At 36.8% G+C, this 26,839-nt stretch carries 26 protein-coding genes; 17 read left to right on the forward strand and 9 right to left on the reverse strand.

Annotation, left to right across the window (positions count from 1 at the left end):
* Window positions 1-30: 30 nt before the first annotated feature.
* Window positions 31-3,054 (reverse strand): AAA family ATPase, encoded by a 3,024-nt coding sequence (locus FG27_RS17265; RefSeq protein WP_037321311.1) that lies wholly within the window; start codon window positions 3,052-3,054, stop codon window positions 31-33.
* 3 nt (window positions 3,055-3,057) lie between these two features.
* Window positions 3,058-4,275, reverse strand: a complete 1,218-nt coding sequence (locus tag FG27_RS17270; RefSeq protein WP_037321314.1) for an exonuclease SbcCD subunit D C-terminal domain-containing protein — start codon at window positions 4,273-4,275, stop codon at window positions 3,058-3,060.
* Between the two features lie 185 nt (window positions 4,276-4,460).
* Between FG27_RS17270 and FG27_RS17275 the strand changes: the two genes are divergently transcribed.
* The 7 genes from FG27_RS17275 (at window position 4,461) to FG27_RS17305 (ending at window position 10,272) form a co-directional block, all read left to right on the forward strand.
* Window positions 4,461-5,102, forward strand: coding sequence for a hemolysin III family protein (locus FG27_RS17275; protein WP_037321316.1), 642 nt, complete (start codon window positions 4,461-4,463; stop codon window positions 5,100-5,102).
* Between the two features lie 98 nt (window positions 5,103-5,200).
* Window positions 5,201-5,833, forward strand: a complete 633-nt coding sequence (locus FG27_RS17280; protein ID WP_037321318.1) for a Crp/Fnr family transcriptional regulator — start codon at window positions 5,201-5,203, stop codon at window positions 5,831-5,833.
* 68 nt (window positions 5,834-5,901) lie between these two features.
* A complete protein-coding gene (locus FG27_RS17285; protein ID WP_037321320.1) occupies window positions 5,902-6,699 on the forward strand; it encodes a sulfite exporter TauE/SafE family protein in 798 nt (265 codons plus the stop codon).
* 17 nt (window positions 6,700-6,716) lie between these two features.
* A complete protein-coding gene (locus FG27_RS17290) occupies window positions 6,717-7,169 on the forward strand; it encodes an isoprenylcysteine carboxylmethyltransferase family protein (protein ID WP_037322443.1) in 453 nt (150 codons plus the stop codon).
* Window positions 7,170-7,223: 54 nt separating this feature from the next.
* Entirely contained in the window at window positions 7,224-8,621 is a 1,398-nt protein-coding gene (locus tag FG27_RS17295) for a cytochrome ubiquinol oxidase subunit I (RefSeq protein ID WP_051935920.1), read from the forward strand.
* Between the two features lie 2 nt (window positions 8,622-8,623).
* Window positions 8,624-9,655, forward strand: a complete 1,032-nt coding sequence (locus tag FG27_RS17300) for a cytochrome d ubiquinol oxidase subunit II (protein WP_037321324.1) — start codon at window positions 8,624-8,626, stop codon at window positions 9,653-9,655.
* A 2-nt stretch (window positions 9,656-9,657) separates the two neighbouring features.
* Entirely contained in the window at window positions 9,658-10,272 is a 615-nt protein-coding gene (locus FG27_RS17305) for a trans-aconitate 2-methyltransferase (RefSeq protein ID WP_037321326.1), read from the forward strand.
* Between the two features lie 46 nt (window positions 10,273-10,318).
* Here FG27_RS17305 and FG27_RS17310 read toward each other — a convergent pair whose 3' ends face one another.
* The 5 genes from FG27_RS17310 to FG27_RS17330 all read right to left on the reverse strand — a co-directional run bounded on the left by FG27_RS17310 (window position 10,319) and on the right by FG27_RS17330 (window position 14,052).
* The gene (locus tag FG27_RS17310; protein WP_231563353.1) at window positions 10,319-12,028 is read right to left on the reverse strand and encodes a bifunctional UDP-sugar hydrolase/5'-nucleotidase; all 1,710 of its coding nucleotides are present in this window, start codon (window positions 12,026-12,028) and stop codon (window positions 10,319-10,321) included.
* Between the two features lie 49 nt (window positions 12,029-12,077).
* Window positions 12,078-12,494, reverse strand: a complete 417-nt coding sequence (locus FG27_RS17315) for a DsrE family protein (protein ID WP_037321330.1) — start codon at window positions 12,492-12,494, stop codon at window positions 12,078-12,080.
* 30 nt (window positions 12,495-12,524) lie between these two features.
* Entirely contained in the window at window positions 12,525-12,932 is a 408-nt protein-coding gene (locus FG27_RS17320; protein ID WP_037321333.1) for a DoxX family protein, read from the reverse strand.
* Between the two features lie 62 nt (window positions 12,933-12,994).
* Entirely contained in the window at window positions 12,995-13,351 is a 357-nt protein-coding gene (locus FG27_RS17325; RefSeq protein WP_037321336.1) for a hypothetical protein, read from the reverse strand.
* On the reverse strand, window positions 13,351-14,052 hold the full coding sequence (locus tag FG27_RS17330) for an acetolactate decarboxylase (protein ID WP_037321339.1): 702 nt from the start codon (window positions 14,050-14,052) through the stop codon (window positions 13,351-13,353). Before FG27_RS17330 ends, FG27_RS17325 begins: the two co-directional genes overlap by 1 nt.
* Window positions 14,053-14,190: 138 nt before the next feature.
* Here FG27_RS17330 and FG27_RS17335 point away from each other — a divergent pair, with 138 nt between their 5' ends.
* Window positions 14,191-15,561, forward strand: coding sequence for a hypothetical protein (locus tag FG27_RS17335; protein ID WP_037321342.1), 1,371 nt, complete (start codon window positions 14,191-14,193; stop codon window positions 15,559-15,561).
* A gap of 53 nt (window positions 15,562-15,614) precedes the next feature.
* Here the strand turns inward: FG27_RS17335 and FG27_RS17340 are convergent, their stop codons facing one another.
* Window positions 15,615-16,598: an aldo/keto reductase gene (locus tag FG27_RS17340; protein ID WP_231563354.1), complete on the reverse strand. Its 984-nt coding sequence runs from the start codon at window positions 16,596-16,598 to the stop codon at window positions 15,615-15,617.
* 213 nt (window positions 16,599-16,811) lie between these two features.
* Here FG27_RS17340 and FG27_RS17345 point away from each other — a divergent pair, with 213 nt between their 5' ends.
* The 8 genes from FG27_RS17345 (at window position 16,812) to FG27_RS17380 (ending at window position 24,957) form a co-directional block, all read left to right on the forward strand.
* Complete coding sequence (locus FG27_RS17345) at window positions 16,812-17,741, forward strand: sterol desaturase family protein (protein ID WP_051935922.1); 930 nt, start codon at window positions 16,812-16,814, stop codon at window positions 17,739-17,741.
* Window positions 17,722-19,062, forward strand: a complete 1,341-nt coding sequence (locus FG27_RS17350; protein WP_037321346.1) for a rhodanese-like domain-containing protein — start codon at window positions 17,722-17,724, stop codon at window positions 19,060-19,062. The genes FG27_RS17345 and FG27_RS17350 overlap by 20 nt, the downstream gene beginning before the upstream one ends.
* A 180-nt stretch (window positions 19,063-19,242) precedes the next feature.
* Complete coding sequence (locus FG27_RS17355; RefSeq protein ID WP_037321349.1) at window positions 19,243-19,728, forward strand: acetyl-CoA carboxylase biotin carboxyl carrier protein subunit; 486 nt, start codon at window positions 19,243-19,245, stop codon at window positions 19,726-19,728.
* Between the two features lie 52 nt (window positions 19,729-19,780).
* Entirely contained in the window at window positions 19,781-21,223 is a 1,443-nt protein-coding gene (gene accC, locus FG27_RS17360; protein ID WP_037322451.1) for an acetyl-CoA carboxylase biotin carboxylase subunit, read from the forward strand.
* A 114-nt stretch (window positions 21,224-21,337) separates the two neighbouring features.
* A complete protein-coding gene (locus tag FG27_RS17365; protein WP_037321352.1) occupies window positions 21,338-22,879 on the forward strand; it encodes an acyl-CoA carboxylase subunit beta in 1,542 nt (513 codons plus the stop codon).
* 13 nt (window positions 22,880-22,892) lie between these two features.
* Complete coding sequence (locus FG27_RS17370) at window positions 22,893-23,792, forward strand: NAD(P)-dependent oxidoreductase (protein WP_037321355.1); 900 nt, start codon at window positions 22,893-22,895, stop codon at window positions 23,790-23,792.
* A 184-nt stretch (window positions 23,793-23,976) separates the two neighbouring features.
* Entirely contained in the window at window positions 23,977-24,534 is a 558-nt protein-coding gene (locus tag FG27_RS17375; protein WP_037321358.1) for a YeeE/YedE family protein, read from the forward strand.
* 9 nt (window positions 24,535-24,543) lie between these two features.
* Complete coding sequence (locus tag FG27_RS17380) at window positions 24,544-24,957, forward strand: DUF6691 family protein (protein WP_037321360.1); 414 nt, start codon at window positions 24,544-24,546, stop codon at window positions 24,955-24,957.
* 56 nt (window positions 24,958-25,013) lie between these two features.
* Here FG27_RS17380 and FG27_RS17385 read toward each other — a convergent pair whose 3' ends face one another.
* Complete coding sequence (locus FG27_RS17385) at window positions 25,014-25,643, reverse strand: trimeric intracellular cation channel family protein (RefSeq protein WP_037321363.1); 630 nt, start codon at window positions 25,641-25,643, stop codon at window positions 25,014-25,016.
* 197 nt (window positions 25,644-25,840) lie between these two features.
* Here FG27_RS17385 and trxB point away from each other — a divergent pair, with 197 nt between their 5' ends.
* Window positions 25,841-26,833, forward strand: a complete 993-nt coding sequence (gene trxB, locus FG27_RS17390) for a thioredoxin-disulfide reductase (RefSeq protein ID WP_037322453.1) — start codon at window positions 25,841-25,843, stop codon at window positions 26,831-26,833.
* Window positions 26,834-26,839 lie beyond the last annotated feature (6 nt).

Consider the following 26,839-nt stretch of genomic DNA (forward strand, 5'->3'; position numbering starts at 1 on the left):
CAACAGAGTTAATTTTAACTCACTACTCAACTACTTTACCAATAAACTACTGTAACCCTGCCCATTTCTGGTAAGTTGAATTTGAGTGCCAATGCGTTCTTTTAGCGAAGCTACGTGACTAATAATCCCAATAGTTTTACCAGATTCTGCCTGGAGTTTTTCTAGTGTATCCAGGGTTTGATCTAAAGTCTCTGGATCTAGAGTCCCAAAACCTTCATCTATAAATAGGCTATTAATTTCTACGTTTCTTGAAGCGAGATCAGATAAGGCCAACGCCAACGATAAACTTAACAAAAAAGTTTCGCCACCGGAGAGTGTTTTAACCGAGCGCCGTTGCCCGCCCATATCTTCGTCTATCGCTACCAAACCATCATCTTCACCGTCAAGCGCTTTATCAATTTTATAACGTTCACTTAGATCTTTTAATCGAATATTCGCCAAATAGATAAGTTGCGATAAAGTTAAATCCTGCGCAAAATCGTTGAATTTTTTACCCTGCCTATCTCCAATTAGCGTATTTAAAAGTCGCCAGCGTTTACAATCTTTTTCCTTTTCGGCAATTTGATTTTCAAGCTCTTTTAAACGGGAAATATTTTCCGCATTATTATTAAGTTTTCTCCTCAATTCTTCGCAATTAGATTGCGTAGAGTCAAAAGTCTCCTGTTTCTGTTTTTGTTCTTTTTCTAAGTCTTCTTTAGAGCGCTTGCTTTCATTTTCTTTAAATTGCTCCAATTGTTTCTTCAGGGTAGAAATTCCTGTGTCTACAATGCTTTTCTGTTTTAAAAAATCATCTTTTTGCTTTTTTAAATCAAAGAATTTATTTCCGGGTAGTAGCGAATGATAAGCATTTTCAAGGCTTTCAAAACTTTTTTCTAAAACCTGTTCCTTTAGTTTTTCTTGTAAATCTTTATAAATCTTAGATTTCTCCTGAAATTGTTCTTGTTGTTCTTTTTCGTTGTCCTGGAGATATTTTTTTTCCTGAAGTAATGAATTCCATTTATCCATTAATCGCTGACTATCCTCACCAATATTTTTTCCTGAATATTGCTCCTGAAGTTGTTGCTGCAATTGTTTTCCCCGCTGAAGTATTTTTTCTAATTCATTTAAAATTGGTAATCCGCTAGCTATAGACTTTAATTGCGGATTTATAGTTTCAAAAAATTCTAATTTTTCAATGGTAATTTTTATCTGAGAAAGCTGTGTTTCCCAATCAATAGCTTCCGGCTCTTTAAATTCAGGATATTTTTTTCTGAAATTTTGTTCGCTTTCTGTAATACCGACTTCAATTTCGGTTAATTGCTTTTTCGTTTTTTGTAGCGACTCATCTAAATGAGTTAATTTAGCTTGTGCTTGGGTAAGCTTTGAATTATGCGCATCTATTTCTAAAGTTTTTGCTGAAATTTTAGCCGCGAGATCATCTTCAAAGTGGGGAAGGTGTTCAGAATAAGGATGTTCTTTTGATCCACACAGCGGGCAGGCTTCTCCGGTTTTAAGCGAATTTCTAAGATCTTCTAATTGTGCTGTTTTTAACTGGTTTTCTTTTTTAAGCTGAAGAATTTCGTGATCCTTTTTTAAAGAAATAAGCAGGTTTTTTTCTTCCTGAATAATTTTTGGCAGATTCTCTAATTCCGGTTTAAGGGAATCAATTTCTTTTTTTAAATCTGATTGTTTTTGCTTTTGTTCCAGGTTTTTTTCTGAAAAACTTCTGGCTTCCCGACTTTTTTCTAACTCGGTTTTTAAACGATTCTTTTCTGAAGCAATATTTTCTAGATCAACTTCTTTTAAATCGTTCTCCAGCTGTTTTTTCTGTTCAGTTTTTTCAGTTTTAAGAGTTTCCAGGATTTCTTTGCCGGCTTTTAAATTATTCTCTGGAAAATCGAGATTTAATTCCCTGATTTCAGTTTTAAATAAGTGTAGCTTACTTTTATAATCCCGTCCCAGGGAAGCTTTTTCTTCCTGGAGTTTTCTTATTTTCTCTGTAAATCCTGTTAGTTTTTCCTTCAAGTTTTCTTCGGAAATTTCTTCCTGAACAAAAACTTTTACCTGTTGAATAAAATCGCCTGTATTCTTTTTATTCGCTTCAATTTTTTCTGAAGTTTTATTCAATCCGTCTTTTATTCCTTCTAATTCCTGTTGAAAGCGTTTCCAGGATTGTATTTCTTCAGCAATTGGCTGTAGTTTTTCGTGCTGTTTAAGGCTTTCTCCATATTGATTTTCAAATTCCTTTAGCTGCGCATTTAGTTTTAATTGTTTAGCCTCTAAACCGTTGATCTCCTTTTCTTGTTCAGTAATGGTTTTCTTTAATTCCAGCTGTTTTTCAATCAACCTTAAATCTTTCTGCAGACTTTCAGTTTGCGTGGTTTTTGCTTTTAAATCTTTCTTGAAAATTGTCAAATTCTCTTCAGACAGTAAATATGAGCTAATCAGTTTTATTTCATCCTGCTGCTTTTCGATTTCCGATGTTTCTGCTTTAAAACGTTCAAAAGCCATTATTCCCAAATGGCGATAAATTCCGGTACCGGTAATTTTTTCCAGCAATTCTCCACGTTCCTCTTTTTTAGCCGAAAGAAATTTGGCAAAATCACCTTGCGCTAGTAAAACTGATTTAATAAACTGGTCGTAATTTAAACCGATTAGATCTTCATTTTTCGCCGGAACTTCAGATTTTTTTAGATCTAAAATCGAATTATCCTGGAGATTGGCAATCTCCATATTATAATCGTTAAGGTTTCCGTTTCGGTTCACCTCAATACTCCAGGAAGAAGTAAAGCGACCGGCACCGGTTTCGTAAGTAACTTTGGCGTAAGCTTCTTTTTGGTTTCGGGTAAGAATTGCACCTTTTTCCCTAATTTCTTTTTTGCTGATTTTTCCCAACCGTGGTACCTGGTTAAAAAGTGCCAGCGAAATAACATCCAGGATACTACTTTTTCCACTACCCGTGGGACCGGTGATGGCAAAAAGCGTATTTCCCGAAAAAGGAGCAGCTTCAAAATCAATGAAATTTTCGCCTTTTAAAGAGTTTATATTTTTAAAAGCAATGCTTAAGATTTTCATTTTTTAGCCTCTTTTTAATTGATGTACTTCTTCCAAAATTTCATTAAAAGCGCTCATTAATTCTTTTCGGGTTTCTTCGTCTTCTTCCTGCTTATCTACTAATTTTTGAAAAACATCTAAAGGCTGAAGATCTTCCAATTGCTGTTTTTGCTCATAAAGTTCGCCACTACCGCTTATTTTATTTTCAAAAGTGGCGCGGTGTTTAACGATTTCGTAACCTTCCACTTTAAAATTATCGACTAGTTGATCCAATTCATAAATCTTATTAGAATGGAAATTCTCTTCCTGTAATTCAATTTCGATTAAAGAAGCGAGTCCATTGCGTGGTTGCAGGTCCAATAATTTCTGCTGAAGTTTTTCCAGAGTTCCGGTAAATTTCAGTAATCTTCTAAATACAGGAATTTCTATACTTTGCGGTTCCCAGCCGTTTTCGGAATTCAAAAATAGAATACGGTTTTTATTACTTCGCTCACTAAAGGATAGTGCAATGGGTGATCCGCTGTAAAAAGTGGGTGTAGTAGCATTTACCCTTTGCGGTTTATGAATATGTCCCAGCGCGATGTAATTAAAATAATCACCAAACTGAAGCGCATTAAAGGCCGCCTGGTTCCCAATTTGGATATCGCGTTCACTTTCTGAAGTTTCGGCACCAGCAGCAAAAAGGTGTCCCATAGCTATAGCGGGAACGCCAGGATATTGAGTTTTACAAATTTCAGCGGCATCTAAAAACGTTTGCTGAATTCCCTTTCTTAAAGCTTCTAAACGGTCTTGATAAGAATTTCCATGGCTCGCAGTTCTAAGATCAGCATCCCGTAAATAGGGTAGGGCAGCGATCACAACTTCGGTTTGATTTTGTTCATTTTCTACAGGAATAATACATTCTGAAAGTTCATTAGGCAAGCCGCCGATAATATGAATATCCAGTTCACGCAAAACTTCCTGTGGTGCATTTAGCATTGTGGGAGAATCGTGATTGCCACCGGTGAGAATTATTTTGCAATTCAGGCGCTTTAGCTTCATTAAAGTCTTAAAATATTGCTGTCTTGCTTCAGAAGAAGGATTGGCAAGATCAAAAACATCTCCCGATACCAGTAAAACTTTTACTTTATTTTCCGCAATACAATCGCACAACCAATCTATAAAAAGATCAAAATCTGGGTGCAGGCTATGTTTGTGTAATTTTTTACCAATATGCCAGTCGGCGGTATGCAGAATTTTCATAGGAATCGGTTAAGGATTTTTGCCGGTGTGAAAGCCCGAAAATAATAAAAATTGCCCGTTTAAAATATTCGAATTAAGCTTGAATATCTTTAATTTTATGTCATTAACTTTCCTGCAAGATTTTTTAACCTTTTAGGAATTATAATTCTTTGAATTTAATAATCTCTGATTAAAATTTGCAGAAAATGCCAATCAACCAATACGAGCCTTTTGAAGAAAAATTAAACGTGATTTCTCACGCTTTTGGTTTAGTGTTAAGTATTCTTGGTTTGGTTTTACTTGTTTTAAGAGCAAGTGAGTTAGGCGAAACCGTTCATCTTGTGAGCTTCAGTATTTTTGGCGCAAGTATGATCTTGTTATATGCGGCTTCAACTTTTTACCATAGCGCGACCAATAAAAATTTACGATATAAACTAAATATTTTAGACCACGCATCTATTTATGTGCTTATTGCGGGAAGCTACACGCCCTTTGCGCTTGTAACCCTGGAGGGCTGGATAGGATGGACTATTTTTGGCGTTGTTTGGGGCTGTGCGATCACAGGCATTATCCTTAAACTTTTCTATATTGGAAAATATCAAACCCTATCTACCATAATGTATGTAGTAATGGGGTGGATCATAGTTTTCGCGATTAAACCTTTATACAATAACTTAAGTTCTGAAGGTTTGTGGTGGCTTTTTGCAGGTGGAGTTTCTTACACTATTGGTGCTGTTCTATTCAGTTTTGATAAGGTAAAATTTAATCACGCTATCTTTCACATATTTGTGCTTTTTGGTACATTTTGTCATTATTTGTCCATTTATTATTATGTTTTGCCGGGATAGACTTTCGGCTTAAAATACTACATTTTCTCATTTTTAATACTAATTTTAAATCCTGAAATGCAATTTTCATAATTTATAAACAGCACAGCTAATAAAATATGCTAAAGGAATTAGAGGAAGCTTACGGATTTATCTTTGAAGACGAACTTATTGAAGAAATTAATAATGTTGGTAAACTTCAGCTTGTTGAAGCCGGTGAAAAGATTATTGAAATTGGCGATTATGTGAAAATGATGCCTTTATTGATTGAAGGAGCTATTAAAATTATGAGGGAGGATAAAGACGGGGACGAACTTTTACTTTACTTTCTTGAGCGCGGCGATACCTGCGCAATGACGCTTTCCTGTTGTCTTGGTCAAACCAAAAGTGAAATTAGAGCCATAGCCGAAAGGGATACAAAATTGATTATGATCCCCATTGAAAAAATGGAAGAATGGACTTCAAAGTATAAATCCTGGCGTGATTTTGTTTTTGAAAGTTACCATGCTCGTTTATCTGAAATGTTAGATACTATAGACACTATAGCATTTATGAAGATGGATCAACGTTTAATGAAATACCTTCAGGATAAAGCCAAGATTAATCAGAGCGAAATTATAAATAATACTCATCAACAAATCGCTTACGATTTGCATACCTCCCGGGTAGTAATTTCCAGATTACTGAAAAAACTTGAAATAGATGGAAAGATTAAACTCCAACGAAATAGCATAGAAGTAATAGATCTTTAAACCTGTGTAACCCTTGTTACTGTAGAAAACCCATATTGCGGGTACTTTTGCACCGTAATAAATAAGATATGGAAATACTAGAAATACTGGGTTATTTTGGGGCATTAATTATAGGTATAGTGTTAGGCCTAATTGGGGGCGGAGGTTCAATCCTCACGGTTCCCGTATTGGTATATTTACTGGCAATTAACCCCGTAACGGCTACCGCATACTCTCTTTTTGTAGTTGGCGCTTCTTCACTTGTGGGAGCTTTTAAGAATATGCAAAAGAAGCTGGTAGATTTTAGAACCGCTATTGTCTTTTCTATACCGGCATTTATTGCAGTTTATGCTACGCGTAAATATATGGTTCCCGCCATTCCAGATTCTCTTTTTTACATTGGAAATTTTGAAATAACAAAGAACATAGGGATAATGTTGTTTTTTGCTATTATTATGATTCTGGCTTCAGTCTCCATGATTCGCGAAAATGGTAAGAAAAAGCTTGAAGCTGAAGAAATAAAATATAATTATCCGCTAATTGTTATTGAAGGAGTTGTAGTTGGAGTTTTAACCGGAATTGTGGGTGCCGGCGGTGGATTTTTAATCATCCCTGCATTAGTTCTTTTGGCAAAATTACCTATGAAAAAAGCCGTGGCGACTTCGTTGTTGATTATTGCCGTAAAATCACTGATAGGCTTTATTGGAGACGTTCAAAATATGAACATTAATTGGATTTTTTTAGCCATTTTCACCGCACTTTCCATGTTGGGAATGTTCGTAGGGATTTATCTAAATAAATTTATAGACGGAAAAAAATTGAAAAAAGGTTTCGGCTGGTTTGTGCTAATTATGGGTATCTATATTTTTTGGGCAGAAATTTCATAATATTTAAACTCTGGAAAATGCATCGTAAAAATTATGTTTTTGTAGGCTTTCAAATACCGCTTTTTTTTGCTTTTATTTTTGAAATTGATGATTTAAAATTTAACCGTTTGGAATTACTTCAACCGGTTTTTTTGATTTTAAGCGGAACAGGTTTTCTTATTATTTTAGTTGCTCTTTTGCAATTAAACACGAATCTTTCTCCCTTTCCCGCTCCAAAGAAAAATGCTTCTTTAATAACCTCTGGACTATTTAAATATATAAGACATCCAATGTATTCGGGAATATTTATTTTCCTGTTCTTCCTTTCATTGTATTTAACTTCAGGCTATAAGTTGGGAATTTCAATTTTACTGCTGATGTTATTTTGGTTTAAATCAAAATTTGAAGAAGAACAATTGTGCTTAAAGTATCCAAATTATAGTGATTACCGGCAGCGCACCGGGAGATTTTTCCCTAAATTTATTCGTTGAAAATTATATTGATAAGTCTTCGCGGAAGACTTGAATTCAATAAACTAAAAGTTAATGGAGAATTTAGATTATGCCCGCCTGCAAATGGCTTTTACATTAGGCTTTCATATTATTTTTGCCTGTATTGGTATGGTGATGCCTTTTTTTATGGTGGTTTCGCACTATAAATGGCTCAAAACAAAAAATCCTATCTATAAACGCTTAAGTATGGCCTGGCTTAAAGGCGTAGCAATTTTCTTTGTTACCGGGGCCGTTTCAGGAACTGCTTTATCTTTTGAATTGGGAATGCTCTGGCCCGAATTTATGAAACACGCGGGACCTATTATAGGGATGCCATTTTCGCTTGAAGGAGCAGCTTTTTTTGTAGAAGCCATTGCCCTGGGATTTTATCTTTATGGATGGGATAAACTGCCTGAAAAATTTCACTGGTTTACCGGCGTAATTATTGGCGTTGCAGGAGTAGCTTCAGGTATTCTCGTGGTTTCGGCAAATGGCTGGATGAATGCGCCTTCCGGTTTCGATTATATCAATGGTGAATTCACAAATATAGATCCGGTGGCTGCTTTATTAAACCCTGCCTGGTTTACACAGGCATTGCATATGACTTTAGCGGCTTTTGTTGCCACCAGTTTTGGAGTTTCCGGGATTCATGCTTTTCAAATTTTCCGTAAAAGAAATGTAGAATTGCATACCAAAGCATTTAAGATTGCTATCGTTTTTGGAGCAGTCGCTGCATTTTTACAACCCATTAGCGGAGATCTTTCAGCTAAAGATGTAGCAGAACGCCAACCGGTAAAATTAGCTGCTATGGAGGCTCATTATGAGACTTCTAAAGGAGCTCCCCTCTATATCGGTGGAATTGTAGATGAAGAAAACCGATCAGTTTCCAACAAAATTGAAATCCCCAAAGCACTTTCTTTCCTGGCTTTTGGAGATTTTGATGCTGAAGTGAAAGGACTCAATGATTTTCCCGATGATGAATTACCTCCTGTTGCCATTGTGCATTATGCTTTCCAAACTATGGTTGGAATAGGTACTTTGCTAATGTTTGCTGGATTGATCTATTTTATAAGTTTAAGAAAGAAAAACTGGCTAAAAAACAAGTATTACTGGTTGCTATTTATTGTAGTTGCACCACTAGGATTTGTAGCGATTGAGGCCGGGTGGATAGTTACAGAAGTAGGGAGGCAACCCTGGATTATTCACCAAATTATGAGAACCGAGGATGCCGTAACTCCAATGCCGGGTATGAAATATAGTTTCTTCTATTACCTCTTTCTTTATACCGTGCTCGCTATAACCGTAACCTGGTTAATGAATCGACAAATAAAATCGCTAAATCAAGAACCTGGGGAAGGTAAATCTTCAAAAGATAATTCAGAAATGAAGTCTTTTAATCGAGATAAAGCCCGTGAAAATAAACCTAATAATCTGAATAAAACCGAAGATTAATTATGCTATATATCGTTCTGTTTTTTTTGCTTTTTTCGCTTTTATTATACGTGCTCCTGGGCGGTGCCGATTTTGGCGCCGGTATAGTTGAACTGTTTTCTTCTGCTAAAAATAAAGAGCATACCCGGGATACCATTTACCGCGTAATGGGGCCTATTTGGGAAGCTAACCATATTTGGTTAATTATTATGCTGGTAATTTTGTGGGTTGCATTTCCGGCTTATTTCAACGTGATTATAATTTATCTTCATATCCCTTTAAGCCTTGTTTTGTTGGGCATTACCCTGCGGGGCGTTGCTTTTGTTTTTCGCCATTATGATGCGGTTTTAGATAAATCACAGTTTTGGTACAATTGGTTATTTAGAATTGGGAGTTTTGTAACCCCAATTTTCCTCGGAATGTCTTTCGGTGCGCTAATTAGCGGTAAAATAATTATTACGGAAGACTATGAGACTTACGGTTTTTATGATCTCTTTATGCAACATTGGCTGAACATTTTTACGCTGTTGGTAGGTTTGTTTTATGCAGCCCTCTGTGCCTTTTTAGCTTCCACATTATTAATAGGCGAAGCTGAAGGAAAAGCGCGAAAACATTATGCGCGTAATTCTGCATTTTTTACTGTAGTTTTAGTGGTAGTTGGATTTGTCCTAATTAGTTACGGATACTTCAATGACATTAAATTTGCTCAGGACTTTATTCAGAATCCAGTTTCCCTGGCTTGCGTAGTCTTATCCGGAATTCTTTTATTTCCGCTTTGGAAATTTGTTAAAAAGGAATATAGAATTGCCAGTAGATATTTAGCAGGTTTCCAGGTAGTATTGATACTTTTTGCAGCGCTTTATGCACATTTTCCCAATATAATTATAACCGCTAACGAAGAAATAAGTCTGTTGGCTAACATCGCTCCAGAATCAACCATTAGCAATTTAGCGATCATGTTACTAATTGGCGGATTTGTAATCCTGCCTGGACTTTTTCATCTTATGCGATCCTTTAATATGATTAAAGCCCTTGAAAAACCCGAAAAAAATTAATTATGAAAGAAGCAAAATCACATTGGGAAGAAGTGTATGAGAAGAAATCTTATAAAGACGCTAGCTGGTATCAGGAGAAACCAGTGATCTCTTTGCAGTTTATTAAAGACCTGGAATTGCCTGAATGTTCAAAAATTATAGACGTTGGGGGAGGGGATTCCAACCTGGTAGATTTTTTACTTAAAGATGGTTTCCGGGATATTACAGTTTTGGATATTTCTGAAAAGGCGATTGTAAAAGCTCAAAAAAGTCTTAATAAGGATGCTAAAAAAGTAAACTGGATAGTTGCTGATGCTTCAGAATTTGAAGCCACACAGGTTTATCATTTATGGCATGATCGTGCTGCGTTTCATTTTTTGACTGAAGATGAGCAAATTGAAAATTACTTACGAACCTTAGAAAATTCGGTGGCCTCGGGGGGATTTGTCATTCTTGCGACCTTTTCAAAAGAAGGTCCTGAAAAATGCAGCGGAAGAACAATTAAACAATATTCAAAAGAAGATCTTCAAGATTTATTGCAGGACAAATTTGAGCTTTTAAAAAGCAAAAATTTAGATCATAAAACTCCAACCGGAGCAATTCAGAATTTTACTTTTTGCTGTTTTAGAAAGAAATAATTTTTAATAAACCTCGCAGGTCTCCAAGACCTGCGAGGTTTTGTATTTAATGGAATTCATAATCTATTCCGGGAACTGTAGAAAAAGATTTTTCGCCTAAATATTCGCAATAAGCGCGGCCATCCAGTTTAGGGGAAATTGGAGAATGTTTTTGCAAATATTCTTCAACAACTTCGTGAATGGTATAGTCTTTTACTTCTACATCTTTTACATTTGGCATTCGGCATAAATTATCAATAGGATCGCCGGGACGAACACAGGCTGAAATCGTGTAATATTCATCATCCTGCATTTCCTCGCCTTTAACAGTAACCGATTGTATGCGTTGCCCTTTTTCGTTTTGAGAATTAAAATCGACTTCCATTCCTGAAAATCTTACCAGCCAGCCCCCAAATCGTTCGGTTGAGTTTTGGGCAAATGCATTGTGCATTTCATTTTCTAACCAATCTTTAATTTGTTTTCCGCTGGCTTTTCCGGTTTTTACTTTTTCGTTTACCGGTAATAAATTCCACAAATTTGCTCTTGTAATTGGCGCAGCTTCCCCGTTTTCGGGAACTATAGGATTTCCGAAGCGAAATCCGTTAGAAATTGAAATATCGGCACCGGTTTTCCAACGAGCTGCATCGGTAATCATATTATCCATCGGGTTTTCTACGGTTAAATAGCGATAAAGAGGAGTTTCGGTATAGCCGATTACGGTTTCCAGGTGTTCTTTGTAAGGAGCTTTAGCTTTCTTAACTAACCCGGCTATTTCAGGATTTGCAGCATATTTTTCAGGATCAACTTCCATTAATTCATATTCCTCATCTACAATTTCGCCATCTTTAAAATAGAGATTTAATTTCCCAACAAAAGATCCAAAAGCTCCGGGCTCTGTAACCTTCGCATATTTCCCTTCAATGGGTTGCCGAACCCTTTCGTGGGTATCGTTTCCGAAAATATAATCTACATCTTTAACTATTGGGTTGTTGGCTAATTCAATTTGCTTAAAAATTCCAAAATGCGTCACTAAAAATAGCGCATCAACTTTTTCTTCGGTTTTCACTTTCTGAATAAGTTCCTTAACACCTTCGTCTAAGCCGCTAAAACCAATACCTTCACTGAAAATTGGGTTTTGCCGAACTGGAACATCGGGATCGTTTATTCCGATAAACCCGAGTTTTACACCTTCAATTTCTTTGGTCCAGTAAGGTGGAAAAAGTTCTTTTTTATCTCTCTCGTGAAACATATTCTGAACAATCACCGGGGTTTCAAAACCCTGTAAAACGTCCATCATTACTTCTTTTCCATAAACCACTTCCCAGTTTCCGGGTACGATAAGATCGTAATCCATATTTTTAATAATATCAGGAAAGATTTTTCCTTCAGAAAGTGCTGCATAACCACTTCCCTGAATAAGATCGCCGCCATCCAAAATTATGGTGTTGGGGTTTTTGGCTCTTTCTTCTTCAAATAAGGTTTGAATGTGAGCGAGACCGCCACGTTCTTTAAATACTATTTCTTCATTTTCCCAAAATAATTCTGGGTGTGCATCTAACTGGCCGTGGATATCGGCAGTTTGGAGTATCGTGATTTTTGTAGTTTCTTCGTTTTTTTCTTTCCTGGTTTTACTTTCTGTATTGTTGCAGGAAGTAAAAAAAATCAGACTAATTATTCCTGAAAACAGGACTAGAATTGGTTTTATTCTTTTTTTGGAAACCATATGTTTTGTATTTTGAATTAAAGTTATCACGTCATGCTGAACTTGTTTCAGCATCTAATATGTTTAATTATTTATACCTTGAAACAAGTTCAGGGTGACGCTGTTAAAGCTCTATACTGAAATATCCTTTTTTCTGAAGTTGAAAATCATATAGTATTCCATTTTCAACAACTTCCATTTCTGATGGAATCGCTTTAGGATCTACACCAAATTTTTTGAGGGAAAATCCGCAGGCATTAAGGGTGACATTGGCTTTTTTGGCTCGCTGGATAAACTTTTTCATTTCTTCTTTATCGGTTAAACCTTTTACAGTCTGGCCGCAAACAATAACCTGGAAATCACCAAAATGATGTGCATCTTCTGCCTGTAATTCTTCCGCAGTAATTAGAATGGGTTGTAGCTGTGGAATTTTCTTAGTTAAAACCACATAATTATTCTTTTCGGGATTGTGATTTTGAGCATTTGTAGTTATTGAAAACAGCATAAAAAAAGCTGTAAAGATTAAAATTGAATTTTTCATTTTTTAAATTTTTATGGCTGAAACAGCCGTTTATATTTTTCTTGTTTGGTGATCTTTAAAATCGTTTAGGATAAAAAACAGGAGTCCGCCGGAAATCGCGATATTTTTAAAGAGCGGACCCAGTGTTGTAATTTGCCCTACCTGCACCGTTAAGGTTATAGGGATTAAAACGGCGAGCAAAATCGTGGCCGCCCAACGGGTTTTAAAACCTATAATTAACCCAATCCCGGCGATAAGCATTACAACTCCTGAGAGCATTACCAGCAACTCAGGGTTGCCGAAGAAATAAGCGATTCCTTTAAAATTTGCCTGATCTATCCTGTTAACCGTTTTTTCAATATTGAATAAATGGTGTAAACTGGCTACGAGAAATATCCCGCTAAGCATCACCCGTAAAACCTGTACAGAGCGACGACTCACTAAAATTTGTGAATTCATTTTGATTAGGAATTAGTGAATAAAATTTCTTCCGAAGGTATCTTCGGAATTATATATGTTGTTTATGCCCCTAATGCCTTTGGAGGAGGGTAGTTTTTGGAGAAATAGGTTGAAATTACCGCAGGATTGAGGTAATTGTAATCTTGGAAATTTGTTGTTATTTCGGTCTCGAACCAGGCCATTTTTGCCAGGTTAAAGGCCGGATTACAAACGGCATCGCTGCTAATCACCAATACCGAAGAATCTTGTGTGAAGGTTTTATCATCTACCGATTTTTGGACTTTTTTCTTACAAAACGGGTTTACCAGCGCAATTCCTTCAGCATCCAAAATACTATTCAGCACTTTTGCGTCCAGCATCAGGAATTTTCCGAAGAAAATCACGGTAAGGAAAATCGCTATGTAAGCTTTGATTTGCATTATTCGGGAAGATAGAGTTTTAAATTATTTGCATCAAACTCAACCTGGTCCAGGTGCCCCATCTGCTTTTTGTCTTCGGTAATTAAATGAAGATGCATATAGGTATTGTGATGCGTAAAAACTGCCTGGTGTTTGCGTGAGAAAAATCCGAGAATTTCTATTTCTTTATCTTCTAAAGTATAATTTGTAAGTCCTTCGTGAGCTTCTTTTGGAGAACTCACTTTTTGGCCTTGAGGTAAATTTACAATATGAATTTTAGCTGAATTGATTTTTCCTTTTAGTCGGAACGGAAAAGCTTCCGCATCATCAGGCGTCCTTTCATTTAAAAAATTTTCTAAATTCTCCAATGAGTTTACTGAGTTTGGAAGTGAAACCGATTTCCACTTTTCAACTTCAGCATAAACAAAAAACGGTGCTTTAACAGCATTTGTTTTTACAACTTCCATTGAATTTTCATTCCTAACAACTGATTTAAAAACTTCTCCGTCTAAAATAAGCAGTTCACCACTTAGGAATTCTACAGGTCCAAGTCCGTAAACACCTTTTTTAGCTACAGAATCCAGGGAAATTGTACCCTGAAGTTCTCCTTTTTTCATCACATTTTTCATCGCTCCGGCTACTTTCACGCCGTTATTTTGAGCCACAGTTGAAAAGCCTGTAAGAAAGCCAAGAAGTAATAGTGTTTTCTGTATTCCCTTCATATTTCGCAAAAGTAATTAGAAGATTTTGATAATAGCGTGACTAATGTTACAAAGCAATTTTGTTTAAGGTAACCCTTGTTACTGCAGCGGTCTCAAAGAATAGAGACTTTTGCAATCTGAATCTGAAAATCTTAAATATTGAAAGTTCTTAATTTACATGCTTTATTTTTATTCCTGATTTTAAGTCTTAATCTTAAGGCTCAATCTACCGATTCCTTAAAAGAAGAAAAGCCTCAACTTACAGATATATTTAAAAACGCAACCTTCCACGGCCATATTCGTAATTTCTATATGAATACCATTAACCGGGGTGAGTTAAAGGATTATTATACCAATGCAAGCGGCGGTGCCATTGGCTTTACTACCGGAAATTTTAAAGGTTTTGAGATTGGAGTGAAGGGAATTTTTACTTACAAAACCTTTGGCAGTGATTTGGGTGTTGAGGATGCGGTAACGGGAAAAAATGCTAAATGGGAATACGAACTTTATGATGTATTGAATAAAGGAAATTTTAGGGATCTTGATAGGTTGGAGGAGTTATTTGTAAGGTATCGATTTGGAAATTCCTATTTAAGTTATGGAAAGCTTGAAACCGAATTTACGCCACTTTTAAATCATAGCGATGGCCGAATGAAACCTTTTGCCCACCGGGGTGGCTGGGTACATCTAAATTTCAATTCAAAGCACGAGGTTAATTTAGGCTGGATTGATGGGGTTTCGCCTCGCTCAACTACCGAATGGTTTGGTATGGATGAAGCTTTAGGACTTTTCTATAACGGATTTCAACCCAATGGAGAAATGGCTGATTATCACGAATTTTATCCTTCATCAGGAATTGGGATTTTGAACTACAATTTCAGAAAGGATAATCTTCAGCTTAATTTTTATGATTTTTACCAGGATAAAGTAATGAATACTATTTGGGCAGAAATCGGGTATGACCTGGCCGATTTTAACTTCGGAGTTCAATATGCTTACCAGCATCCTTTTTCCTATTCTGAAGATCTGGCTTATGTGAATAGATATGTGCAACCTGGGGAAAATGGACAGATACTGAGTTCCCAGCTGAGTTGGAAAAAATCGGGGTTCAACCTGGCTTTTGCTTATACTCGCGCTTTTGATACCGGCCGGTTTTTATTTCCGAAGGAATTAGGGCGGGATCGCTTTTTTACTTCTATTCCCCGATCCCGACTGGAAGGCCTGGGAAATGCAGATGTTTTTACCTTTAAAGCAGAATATCATTTGCCAAAACCCGATTTTCATCTTGGAATAGAAATGCAGCAATTACAGGGTCCCAAAACCGGTAAGTTTGAATTCAATAAATATAATGTTGATGAATCTTTCCAGGTAAATAGTCATTTAAGTTATCGCGCACACGGATTTTTGGAAGGTTTGAATTTTGATATTTTATGGATTTACAGGAGAAATCAAAACCAAACCGATGCTCAAAGTATCTTTAATAAAAGTAATTTTAATCAGTTAAACTTTGTTACCCATTTCAATTTTTAAAATTGAAACCCACGAATTCACATATATTTTTTAGTGAATTCGTGGGTTGGGATCTAAGCAGGTACTTCAGCTTTTTGATCAATAAGATTTTCAGCCTTTAATTCTTCCCAGAATTCAGAAGGGATTTTTATTTCCAGTGCTTTTACATTTTCCTGTACTTGCTCCGGCTTACTTGCTCCTGCAAGAACCGTATCGGCAGCTTTAGGAGCAAGGGCAAATTGGAGCGAAGCCGCAACCAAATCTACTTTATGCTTTTCTGCGATTTTCAGGATCTTTTTATATCGTTCCGAAATATCATCAGGCATTTCACCAGCATAATTATAACGTTTTTGCCCAGCAAGTAAGCCTGCATTGAACGGCGCGGCATTTATTAAAGTGGCTTCGCTTTTTTCTATAGCCGGTAATAAACGTTCCAGTGCATCTTTATGATGTACCAATGAATATTGAATCGCCGAAAGAAAAACATCAGGTTTTGCGACCTCCAATGTTTTTAAAATTGGCTCAATAGTATTAACTCCTAGTCCCCAGGCTTTTATAAGACCTTCTTCTTTCATTTTTTCGAGCTCTGGCATTGCGCCTTTCTTCGCAACTTCAAAATGATCTTCCCAGGTAGTGCCCTCTTCATATTCTTCGTTATGATCTGGAGAGAGATCATGGATAAACGCATAATCCAAATATTCCACGCCTAAACGTTGTAAACTATCTTCTACCGAGCGTCTTACGGCTTCCGCAGAATAGTCATATTTATAATCAAATGGAGCAGGATCCTGCCACATTACTTCAGGTGTGTTTTTCGTTGCAGTTAGAACCCTTCCTACTTTTGTAGAAAGTACATAATCTTCCCGTTCTTTACTGCTCAAAAAATGTCCGAAACGTCTTTCACTCAAGCCAAGTCCGTACCAGGGTGAAGTATCGTAGTATCTTACACCGGCCTTCCAGGCTGCTTTTAGGGTTTTCTCTGCCTGTTCATTACTTATAGGTTTAAATCCATGGCCAATTGCCACACCACCTAAACCAAACGTATATTTTAACTTCATCTTAGTCATAATTTTTCTCTTTAATTCAGTATAAAATTAAATAGAAAACTAAGCAAAATCTATTATTTAACGTAAGCTAACACTATATCGTTTTAGAATGTTAATGAGTGTAAAATTAAACTTCTCTTTATATTGATGCCTTTTAACTGTAACAAAAGTTACTGCCCGAAGTGTAGGATTATTATATTTTTGCTTTAGAAATTTAAAAACTGCTTGGAAAAGTACTTAAACATAATTGCTGATTCTTTTACCGGATATTTTAATTATCTGGTAAATGAAATCAATAATCCATCCTGGACCAATTATTTTTATTGGCTTATAGGATTGTCGCTTTTAGTTTGGGTATTGGAGATAGTAATCCCCTGGCGAAAAGAACAAAAGGTTTTTCGCAAAGGTTTCTGGCTGGATACGTTCTATATTTTATTTAACTTTTTCCTGTTTTCACTGGTTGGGTATAATGCGATCTCCAATGTTGCCGTAGAACTCTTTAATGATCTTTTAGGCATTTTTGGAATTACTAATATCGTAGCCATAGAAGTACAGAATTTTCCTATTTGGATACAGTTACTCATTATGTTTGTAATTGCCGATTTTATTCAATGGAATGTGCATAGGCAATTGCATAAACGCGCATGGCTTTGGGAATTTCATAAAGTACACCATAGCGTAAAGGAAATGGGTTTTGCCGCTCAATTTAGATTTCATTTTATGGAAACTATAATTTATAAAACGGTGCAGTATGTTCCGTTAGCGATGATTGGCTTTGGGATTCAGGAGTTTTTTGTGGTGCATATGTTTGCCGTTTTTATCGGCCATTTAAACCACGCGAATGTGGGCTGGAATTATGGAGTTTTCGGGTATATTCTGAATAATCCTAAAATGCATATCTGGCATCATTCAAAATTACTTCCTGCAGAAAGACCTTACGGGATGAATTTTGGTTTAAGCCTGAGCATTTGGGACTATTTGTTTGGGACGGCATATATTCCGCAAGAAGGAAAAAATATAGAATTAGGTTTTGAAGGAGATGAAAATTTTCCTGAAGATTTTAAAAACCAAATGGTTTTTCCATTTTTAAAAAAGAACACACAGAAATCAAATTATAATTTAAAGAGTCAAAGAAATGAAAATAAAACAGTTTAAAGACGAACCATTGGCGCATTATTCATACGCCCTTATAAGTAACGGAGAAATGGCCCTGGTAGATCCAAGCCGTAATCCTTTGCAATATTATAAATATGCTGAAGAAAATAACGCGAAAATCGTAGCGGTATTTGAAACACACCCGCACGCCGATTTTGTAAGCGGGCATTTGCAAATTCAGGAGGAAACCGGTGCGAAAATATATATTAGTGAAAAAGTTGGGGTAGATTACCCACATACTGCTTTTGATGAAGGGGATGAAGTTAAAATTGGAAATACCAGTATAAAACCTCTTCACACTCCTGGTCACTCGCCAGATAGTTTAACTTTTATTGCTGAAGAAAACGGAAAAACCGTGATGTTTAGCGGTGACACGCTTTTTATAGGAAACGTGGGCAGACCAGATTTACGTGAAAAAGCCGGTAATATGAAGGCTAAACGTGTTGAATTGGCCAAACAGATGTATCATACCATGCAAACTAAATTCAACGATTTACCAGATGATACTTTGGTTTATCCTGCGCATGGTGCCGGTTCCCTTTGCGGAAAAAATATGAGTGATGCGGCTTCCAGCACTTTAGGAAATGAACGCCAGGGAAATTGGGCGTTCAAAGACCAAACCGAAGAAGAATTTGTAGAAGAAATATTGAAAGATCAACCGTTTATTCCTTCTTATTTCGGTTTCAACGTAGACTTAAATAGAAATGGAGCTTTAAATGTTCAAAAAGCAAAATATGAAGTTCCGGTTAAACTTTATGTAGATTCTGTAGAAAAGGAAGGGATTACCGTTGTAGATACACGTGATGAAAAAGACTATAAGAAAGGACATTTGCTAAATAGTATTAATATTATGGCGCGTTCTGAAAGTGATAAATTTGAAACCTGGTTGGGTGCTATAATTCAACCCAGGGAAGAATTTTACCTGGTAGCCGAGAGTGTCGCACAAATGGATGAATTACTGGAAAGGACCGCAAAAGTTGGTTATGAAAAACAGATGATAGGAATAATTACTTTATCTGATAAAGTTTCAAAATCTTCAGATGATTTCAATTTAGAAGATTTTAAAGCCAATAAAGATAAATATACCATCGTAGATATTAGAAATGCCAGTGAAATTGCTGAAGGGCAGATCTTTGAAAATGCAGAGGCAATTCCGCTGAATGAATTAAGAGACCGCGCCGATGAACTTTCCGAAGATAAACCTTTTGTAGTTCACTGTGCGGGCGGATATCGTTCTGCAGCTGGAAGCAGCATTTTAGAGAATAAATTTAGGAATAAGAAAGTTTATGATCTTAGCGATGCGATTAAGGAGTTTTCATAATTAATTAGTTGTTATTTTAAAGCCCTGTAGATAATTGAATTTACAGGGCTTTTTTTATGTTTAATTGTAAACAGATTGAAAATATCCAAAAACTAAATCTTGAAAACTCATAAGTAAATGCTCCAAACTTTTTCTATATTTACAACATAAGCTTCAATTTTAAGTTGAAAACCACGAAATATGGAAAAAAAATATAAGGTTAAGGTGAATGATTCATTTGAATTTGAATTCACCCAGGACCAAATTACCGCTTTAGATACACAGAAAATTTCTGAAAATAATTTTCACCTTCTTCAAAATAACCGAAGTTTTAAAGCCGAGGTTTCTTCCGAGAATTTTCTTCAACGTCAGTATGATATTAAGATCAACTCCAATACTTATAAAGTAACTATTTCTAATGAGCTGGATTTACTGATAGAAGAAATGGGACTTTCCCTTGGAACTGCACAAATGATTAACGATATAAAAGCGCCAATGCCGGGTCTTATCCTTGAAGTTAACGTAGAAGAAGGTTCTGAAGTTAAAGAAGGGGATTATTTGCTGGTACTGGAAGCGATGAAAATGGAAAACACCCTTACTGCCCCAAGAGATGGAATAGTAAAATCTGTTTCAGTAAAGCAGGGACAAACTGTAGAGAAAAATCAGTTATTGATTGAAATGGAATAAGCCCCCTAGCCCCCAAAGGGGGAATAAAAAGTTTGAATTCAAAAAAGATAAAATGAAAAAAATATTAGTAGCTAATAGGGGAGAGATTGCTTTGCGGGTAATGAAAACCATTCAAAAAATGGGAATCAAAACCGTAGCAATTTTTTCTAAAGCCGATAGGAACGCACCCCACGTGAAATTTGCAGATGAGGCAGTGTGTATTGGGGAAGCTCCTTCTAACGAATCGTATTTAAAAGGCGATAAAATAATTGAAGTAGCAAACGAATTAGGTGTAGATGGAATACATCCCGGCTACGGATTTTTAAGTGAAAATGCCGGTTTTGCCGAAAATGTAGAGAAAAACGGAATCACCTGGATTGGTCCGGGTTCTAAAGCCATTAAAATTATGGGGAGCAAATTAGCTGCTAAAGATGCGGTTAAGGAATATGATATCCCCATGGTTCCAGGAATTGACGAAGCGATTACCGATCCCGAAGAAGCAAGGAAAATCGCCAAAGAAATAGGATTTCCAATTTTGATAAAAGCCTCTGCCGGTGGTGGTGGTAAAGGAATGCGTATCGTTGAAAAGGAAAAAGATTTAGAAGATCAAATGAAACGTGCCATTAGCGAAGCCGAATCTGCTTTTGGAGATGGTTCGGTTTTTATAGAGAAATATGTTTCCTCTCCGCGCCACATTGAGATCCAGGTTTTAGCCGATTCCCATGGAAATTATATTCATCTTTTTGAACGGGAGTGCAGCGTGCAGCGTAGGCATCAAAAAGTGGTTGAAGAAGCGCCTTCGGTAGTTTTAGATTCAAAACTTCGCAAACAAATGGGAAAAGCCGCTGTAAAAGTGGCAAAAGCTTGTGATTATGTAGGCGCTGGAACTGTAGAATTTTTATTCGATGAAAATGAGAATTTCTATTTCCTGGAAATGAATACCCGTTTGCAAGTGGAACACCCCGTTACCGAATATATTACTGGTGTAGATCTGGTTGAGCAACAGATTAGAATTGCAAGAGGTGAGAAGTTGAAATTGAATCAGGAAGATTTAAAAATAAAGGGGCACGCCATGGAACTTCGGGTATATGCCGAAGATCCTATGGATAATTTTATGCCCAGTGTTGGGAATTTGGAAAAATACCGAATTCCGCACGGAGAGAATATTAGGGTTGATAACGGGTTTGAAGAAGGAATGGAAGTCCCTATTTATTACGACCCAATGCTGGCAAAATTAATTACCTACGGAAAAACCCGTGAAGAAGCAATTCAGTTAATGCTGAAAGCCATCGCTGAGTATGAAGTTGAAGGCGTAATGACCACGCTTCCTTTTGGAAAATTTGTTTTTGAGCACGAAGCTTTTAGAAGCGGGAATTTTGATACGCATTTCGTAAAGAATTATTATTCCGCAGAAAAATTGCAGGATGAGATCAAAGAGGAAGCTAAACTTGCCGCGTTGGTAGCTTTAAAGAAATACCTAAAAGACCGGGAACAAGTGCGTATTCCACAAAATTAATATTCCAATCTCTTTAAGCTGAAGTAAATTACCTCGCGGCAAACCCATGAGGAATTAAATGTAAAATTTTTCAATTTCGAGAAAAATCTCGATTATCGAGTAAAAAAAATATTGATGAGTCAAAATATAGAAAAGTTACAGGATAAAATTAAAAAAGCGCATCTCGGTGGGGGTAAGAAGCGTATTGCAAAGCAGCACGCACAAAAAAAACTTACTGCCAGGGAACGCGTAGATTATTTGCTGGATGAAGGTTCTTTTGAAGAAATCGGGATTTTGGTAACCCACCGAACTACCGGTTTTGGGATGGAAAAGCAAAAATATTATGGCGACGGAGTAGTAACTGGATACGGTACCATTAACGGAAAACTGGTCTATCTTTTTGCCCAGGATTTTACCGTTTTTGGCGGTTCTCTTTCTGAAACGCACGCTGAGAAAATTTGTAAAGTGATGGACCTGGCTGTGAAAGTGGGGGCACCTATGATTGGTTTAAACGATTCTGGTGGGGCGAGAATTCAGGAAGGCGTAAAATCTTTAGGAGGTTATGCCGATATTTTCCATAGAAATGTAAAAGCATCAGGCGTTATTCCGCAGATTTCAGCAATCATGGGACCTTGCGCCGGTGGTGCGGTTTATTCGCCAGCTATGACCGATTTTACACTTATGGTTCAGGATACCAGTTATATGTTTGTTACCGGGCCCAATGTGGTGAAAACGGTAACGAATGAAGAAGTGACTTCCGAAGAACTTGGCGGTGCTTCTACCCACGCTACAAAATCGGGAGTTACCCATATAACCTCTTTTAACGATATCGCTTGCCTGGAAGATATCAAGAAATTGGTGAGCTATATGCCGCAAAACAATAAAAAGGCACCGGAAAAACTTCCGTATGAATTAGGTGATGAAATTAGGGAAGAGCTGGATTCTTTAATTCCAGATAGTTCGAATAAGCCTTACGATATGCACGAGGTGATTCGTGGAATTATAGATGAAGATTCTTTTTACGAAATTCATAAAGATTACGCCGATAATATTATTGTTGGTTTTGCGCGTTTGGGAGGAAGAAGTGTTGGAATTGTTGCCAATCAACCCATGAGCCTAGCCGGGGTTTTAGATGTAGATTCTTCGAAGAAAGCCGCTCGTTTTACTCGTTTTTGCGATTGTTTTAATATTCCGTTGCTGGTGCTGGTTGATGTTCCCGGGTTTTTACCAGGAACCGATCAGGAATGGAATGGAATTATTCTGAACGGAGCTAAACTGCTTTATGCGCTAAGTGAAGCTACAGTTCCAAAAGTAACCGTAATTACTAGAAAAGCTTATGGTGGTGCTTATGATGTAATGAACTCCAAACATATTGGCGCCGATCTTAACTTTGCCTGGCCCACGGCTGAAATTGCCGTAATGGGAGCAAAAGGGGCGAGTGAAATTATTTTCAGAAAAGAAATTCAGGAAGCAGAAGATAGCGAAGCTAAATTAGCTGAAAAAGAGACCGAATATGCGGAAACTTTTGCGAATCCATTTGAAGCTGCACAACGCGGATTTATTGATGAGGTAATTATGCCAAAAGAAACCCGTAGAAAATTACTGAAAGCTTTTAGTATGCTTGAGGATAAAAAAGTATTAAGACCGAAAAGAAAGCACGGAAATATTCCATTGTAAACCTGAATTGAAAATGAAGAAATTCAATAGAATAGTTTGTGTAGACCATACAAAATTAGAAGACTGGGCTATAGATAAACTTAAGGAATTTAGTGAGGCTAAAGTTGATGTTTATAAAGATAGTCCCGAAACAGAAAAAGAACTTATTAATCGAATTGGCGATGCCGAAGCTGTTATAGTTTCCTGGAAAACCCAAATTCCAGAAAATGTTATAAAGCAATGCAGCAATCTTAAATATATTGGCATGGCTTGCAGCCTTTATGATGATGAATCAGCAAACGTAGCGGTAGATTTTGCCAGGGAAAAAGGGATTACCGTGAAAGGGATTTTCGATTATGGTGATCCTGGGGTTATAGAATTTATAATTTCTGAATTGATAAGATTGCTACACGGATTTGGTGAAAATCAGTGGCGAAAATTGCCGGTAGAACTTACCGATAAAAAGATTGGGATTTTAGGGCTGGGAACCACAGGACAAATGTTGGCCGAAGCTTTATTTCCGCTGGGAGCCGATCTTTATTATTTCAGTAGAAGTAGGAAAAAAGATTGGGAAGAAAAAGGAATAAAATACCTGGAATTGGAAGAGTTGCTGGAAACCACCGAAATTATTTCGCTGCACCTTCCGAAGAATATCGAAATTTTATCAGAAAAGGAATTTAAAACTTTTGGTTCAGGAAAAATATTGATCAATACTTCGCTGGGACTTCCATTTGAAGAAAAAGCTTTTGTAAAATGGATAAAAGCTGAAGGAAACTTTGCGATTTTCGACGGGGATGGCGGGGCTTCGTTATCCGAAGAAACAAAGGAAATAAATCGGGTGATCTCCTACGATAAAAGCGCCGGTTGGAGCGCAGAAACCCAAAGGCGTTTATCGGAAAAAGTGTTGGAGAATTTGAAATCTTATTTCAACTAAATCATTCCATTTAAATTTAAACCTCACAAGTTTCCAAAACCTGTGAGGTTTTTTCATTTAATGTCTTTAAAACCTCACCTTTAATTTAGATCAGGGTCTATTCTAATAGCTTCGCCTTGTAACAATTGTTACTGTCTTCCTTCGTAAATTAGGTTTAATTTGCACTTCATAAAAAATAAAAACTATGGAATGGATTTTTGAGCCCTGGCCCTGGTATGTATCAGGTCCGCTTATAGCGGTAACAATGTTTTTGCTAATTTTTATCGGGAAACAATTTGGAATGTCTTCCAACCTTAGGACGATGTGCACCATGTGCGGTGCCGATTCTAAAGCTGATTTCTTTGATTTTGATTGGAGATCGCAACGTTGGAACTTAATTGTAGTGGCAGGGGCTATCATAGGCGGATTCATTGGCGCCAATTTGTTAAGCAATGATCTTTCAGTCGCTATAAATCCAGATACAGTCTCTCTTTTGGAAGATTTAGGATTTAATAGCGCCGGTGAAGCTTATCTACCCACCGAATTATATTCCTGGGAAGCAGTTGGAGGAATAAAAGCGTTAATCGTTCTTTTAATAGGCGGAATTTTAATTGGTTTTGGAGCGCGTTATGCCGGGGGGTGCACTTCTGGTCACGCCATTTCAGGGCTTAGTAATTTGCAATTACCTTCTTTAATCGCCGTTGTTGGATTTTTTATTGGAGGTTTGGTGATGGTACATGTATTATTTCCGCTAATATTTTAAATTGAAATTATGAGAAGTATAGGATATTTATTGATTGGTATATTTTTTGGAATCGTAATGTTTAAATCTGAAGCCGCTTCCTGGTTCAGAATTTATGAGATGTTTCAGTTTCAATCATTCCATATGTACGGAATTATGGGGTCAGCCTTGTTTTTAGGAATAATTGGCGTACAAATTATAAAACGAAAAAACCTTAAATCTTTTTATGGTGAACGAATTTCTTTTGTTCCGAAAGAAAAAAGTTTTAGCCGTTATATGTATGGCGGAATTATTTTCGGATTAGGCTGGGCGCTTGCAGGTGCTTGCCCTGGACCAATTTTTACTTTAGTTGGTGCAGGGTTTATGCCTATTTTAATTGTTTTTGCAGGGTCACTTTTAGGAACTTTTTTATATGGATTGCTTCGGAAGAAACTTCCGCATTAGGAGGCAATAAATCACCACGGTAGAAAGTCTATCGAGCTAAACGTGAAAATTGAAAATTAATTACTTTTTTCCGAAGAAATATAGAAATAGGGGAGTGAGATATGATATTTCACAACAATAATGCGAATAGAAATAACGATTAGGGAGGTGGTAAGGTAAATGATATCCTGGTTAATGCCTAAATCATGCATAATCACGAAAACAAGTCCACCAAAGATACAGGCGGTTGCATAAATTTCTTTTCTAAAGATTACCGGAATTTCATTACAAAGAATATCCCTAATTGCACCTCCAAAAGTTCCCGTCATGGCGCCTAAAGCCACGCAAATTATGGGATCAAGACCATTTCTAATTCCTATTTCAACACCGGTTATAGTGAAAATGCCTAAACCTATGGTATCAAACAGGAAAAGAGATTTTTTAAGGTAATTAATTTTATTTCTAAAAATAATAGCAAGTACGGTAACAACGCCAATAAGATAGATATAAATAGTATTTTCCATCCAGGTAACTGGGGTGTTTCCAATAAGGGTGTCGCGTAAAGTACCGCCACCAATAGCCGTAACAAAACCGATAATAAAAATACCAAAGAGGTCCAGTCTTCGGTCCATAGCAGCCAAAGCGCCAGAAATAGCGAAGGCTATTGTCCCCAGGATATCAAGTATATTGAATAAAGTAAGTTCCATTTACTCGATAATCAAAATTTAAATGCTTTTAGGTTGTTTCCAGACAAAGGTATAGTTAAATTTTGGGAAGCCCCTAATTTTTGTTTTCTCAATGAAATCTATACCTTCAAATTATTTACTAATAGGAAAACTTAATGAGTTTAGCCTTAGAATATAACGAAAGTTAGTACTTTTGTATGACAGAAAAACAAGATAAAATGAGTGATAAAATAGAAAGAATAAAAACATTAATTATTGGATCTGGACCTGCGGGATATACCGCTGCAATTTATGCTTCCAGGGCAGATCTTAAACCGGTTATGTATACTGGAATGGAGCCCGGCGGACAGTTAACCACAACTACCGAAGTGGATAATTTTCCTGGTTATGCTGATGGCGTAGATGGACCAAAAATGATGATGGATTTGCAAAAGCAGGCTGAACGTTTTGGTACTGAAGTACGAATTGGTATGGTAACCGAGGTTGAATTAAATGATAAGGTTGGAGGCATTCACCGAGCTTGTGTAGATAATGCTACCTGGGTTGAAGCCGAAACTATAATTATTTCTACCGGTGCAACGGCTAAGTATCTTGGTTTGCCTAGTGAACAACGTTTACGTGGCGGTGGGGTTTCTGCATGTGCTGTTTGTGACGGATTTTTCTATAAAGGTCAGGATGTGGCAATCGTTGGTGGTGGAGATACCGCTGCAGAAGAGGCTACATACCTAGCCAATATTTGCAATAAAGTAACGATGTTGGTAAGAGGCGACCAAATGCGAGCTTCCAAAGCTATGCAACATAGAGTTACCAGTACAAAGAACATCGATCTTCGTTATAATACAGAGATAGAAGAAGTTGTGGGAGATCAGGTAGTAGAAGGTCTTAAAATGATAAACAACCAAACCGGTGAAAAAGAACAAATTGATATTACGGGACTGTTTATTGCGATTGGACATAAACCAAATACTGACATCTTTAAAGGAAAATTAACGATGGACGAAACCGGGTATCTAATTACTGAGTCTAAATCTACTAAAACTAATATTCCGGGTGTTTTTGCTTCTGGAGATGTTCAGGATAAAATTTATCGCCAGGCGGTTACCGCAGCAGGGACAGGTTGTATGGCCGCTCTTGATGCAGAGCGTTATTTAGCAGAAGTTGAAAGCGAAGCAGGGGAAGAAGTGAAAACTACCAAGAAAGTAGAAGCTTAATCCTTA

Source organism: Salegentibacter sp. Hel_I_6, from assembly GCF_000745315.1.
GTDB lineage: Bacteria > Bacteroidota > Bacteroidia > Flavobacteriales > Flavobacteriaceae > Salegentibacter.

What these genes read in the sequence shown, in the direction of transcription:
- FG27_RS17265 (WP_037321311.1), bottom strand. Translation starts at nt 3,054, where the DNA reads ATGAAAATCTTAAGCATTGCTTTTAAAAATATAAACTCTTTAAAAGGC.
- FG27_RS17270 (WP_037321314.1), bottom strand. Translation starts at nt 4,275, where the DNA reads ATGAAAATTCTGCATACCGCCGACTGGCATATTGGTAAAAAATTACAC.
- FG27_RS17275 (WP_037321316.1), top strand. Translation starts at nt 4,461, where the DNA reads ATGCCAATCAACCAATACGAGCCTTTTGAAGAAAAATTAAACGTGATT.
- FG27_RS17280 (WP_037321318.1), top strand. Translation starts at nt 5,201, where the DNA reads ATGCTAAAGGAATTAGAGGAAGCTTACGGATTTATCTTTGAAGACGAA.
- FG27_RS17285 (WP_037321320.1), top strand. Translation starts at nt 5,902, where the DNA reads ATGGAAATACTAGAAATACTGGGTTATTTTGGGGCATTAATTATAGGT.
- FG27_RS17290 (WP_037322443.1), top strand. Translation starts at nt 6,717, where the DNA reads ATGCATCGTAAAAATTATGTTTTTGTAGGCTTTCAAATACCGCTTTTT.
- FG27_RS17295 (WP_051935920.1), top strand. Translation starts at nt 7,224, where the DNA reads ATGGAGAATTTAGATTATGCCCGCCTGCAAATGGCTTTTACATTAGGC.
- FG27_RS17300 (WP_037321324.1), top strand. Translation starts at nt 8,624, where the DNA reads ATGCTATATATCGTTCTGTTTTTTTTGCTTTTTTCGCTTTTATTATAC.
- FG27_RS17305 (WP_037321326.1), top strand. Translation starts at nt 9,658, where the DNA reads ATGAAAGAAGCAAAATCACATTGGGAAGAAGTGTATGAGAAGAAATCT.
- FG27_RS17310 (WP_231563353.1), bottom strand. Translation starts at nt 12,028, where the DNA reads ATGCTGAAACAAGTTCAGCATGACGTGATAACTTTAATTCAAAATACA.
- FG27_RS17315 (WP_037321330.1), bottom strand. Translation starts at nt 12,494, where the DNA reads ATGAAAAATTCAATTTTAATCTTTACAGCTTTTTTTATGCTGTTTTCA.
- FG27_RS17320 (WP_037321333.1), bottom strand. Translation starts at nt 12,932, where the DNA reads ATGAATTCACAAATTTTAGTGAGTCGTCGCTCTGTACAGGTTTTACGG.
- FG27_RS17325 (WP_037321336.1), bottom strand. Translation starts at nt 13,351, where the DNA reads ATGCAAATCAAAGCTTACATAGCGATTTTCCTTACCGTGATTTTCTTC.
- FG27_RS17330 (WP_037321339.1), bottom strand. Translation starts at nt 14,052, where the DNA reads ATGAAGGGAATACAGAAAACACTATTACTTCTTGGCTTTCTTACAGGC.
- FG27_RS17340 (WP_231563354.1), bottom strand. Translation starts at nt 16,598, where the DNA reads ATGAAGTTAAAATATACGTTTGGTTTAGGTGGTGTGGCAATTGGCCAT.
- FG27_RS17350 (WP_037321346.1), top strand. Translation starts at nt 17,722, where the DNA reads ATGAAAATAAAACAGTTTAAAGACGAACCATTGGCGCATTATTCATAC.
- FG27_RS17355 (WP_037321349.1), top strand. Translation starts at nt 19,243, where the DNA reads ATGGAAAAAAAATATAAGGTTAAGGTGAATGATTCATTTGAATTTGAA.
- accC (WP_037322451.1), top strand. Translation starts at nt 19,781, where the DNA reads ATGAAAAAAATATTAGTAGCTAATAGGGGAGAGATTGCTTTGCGGGTA.
- FG27_RS17365 (WP_037321352.1), top strand. Translation starts at nt 21,338, where the DNA reads ATGAGTCAAAATATAGAAAAGTTACAGGATAAAATTAAAAAAGCGCAT.
- FG27_RS17370 (WP_037321355.1), top strand. Translation starts at nt 22,893, where the DNA reads ATGAAGAAATTCAATAGAATAGTTTGTGTAGACCATACAAAATTAGAA.
- FG27_RS17375 (WP_037321358.1), top strand. Translation starts at nt 23,977, where the DNA reads ATGGAATGGATTTTTGAGCCCTGGCCCTGGTATGTATCAGGTCCGCTT.
- FG27_RS17380 (WP_037321360.1), top strand. Translation starts at nt 24,544, where the DNA reads ATGAGAAGTATAGGATATTTATTGATTGGTATATTTTTTGGAATCGTA.
- FG27_RS17385 (WP_037321363.1), bottom strand. Translation starts at nt 25,643, where the DNA reads ATGGAACTTACTTTATTCAATATACTTGATATCCTGGGGACAATAGCC.
- trxB (WP_037322453.1), top strand. Translation starts at nt 25,841, where the DNA reads ATGAGTGATAAAATAGAAAGAATAAAAACATTAATTATTGGATCTGGA.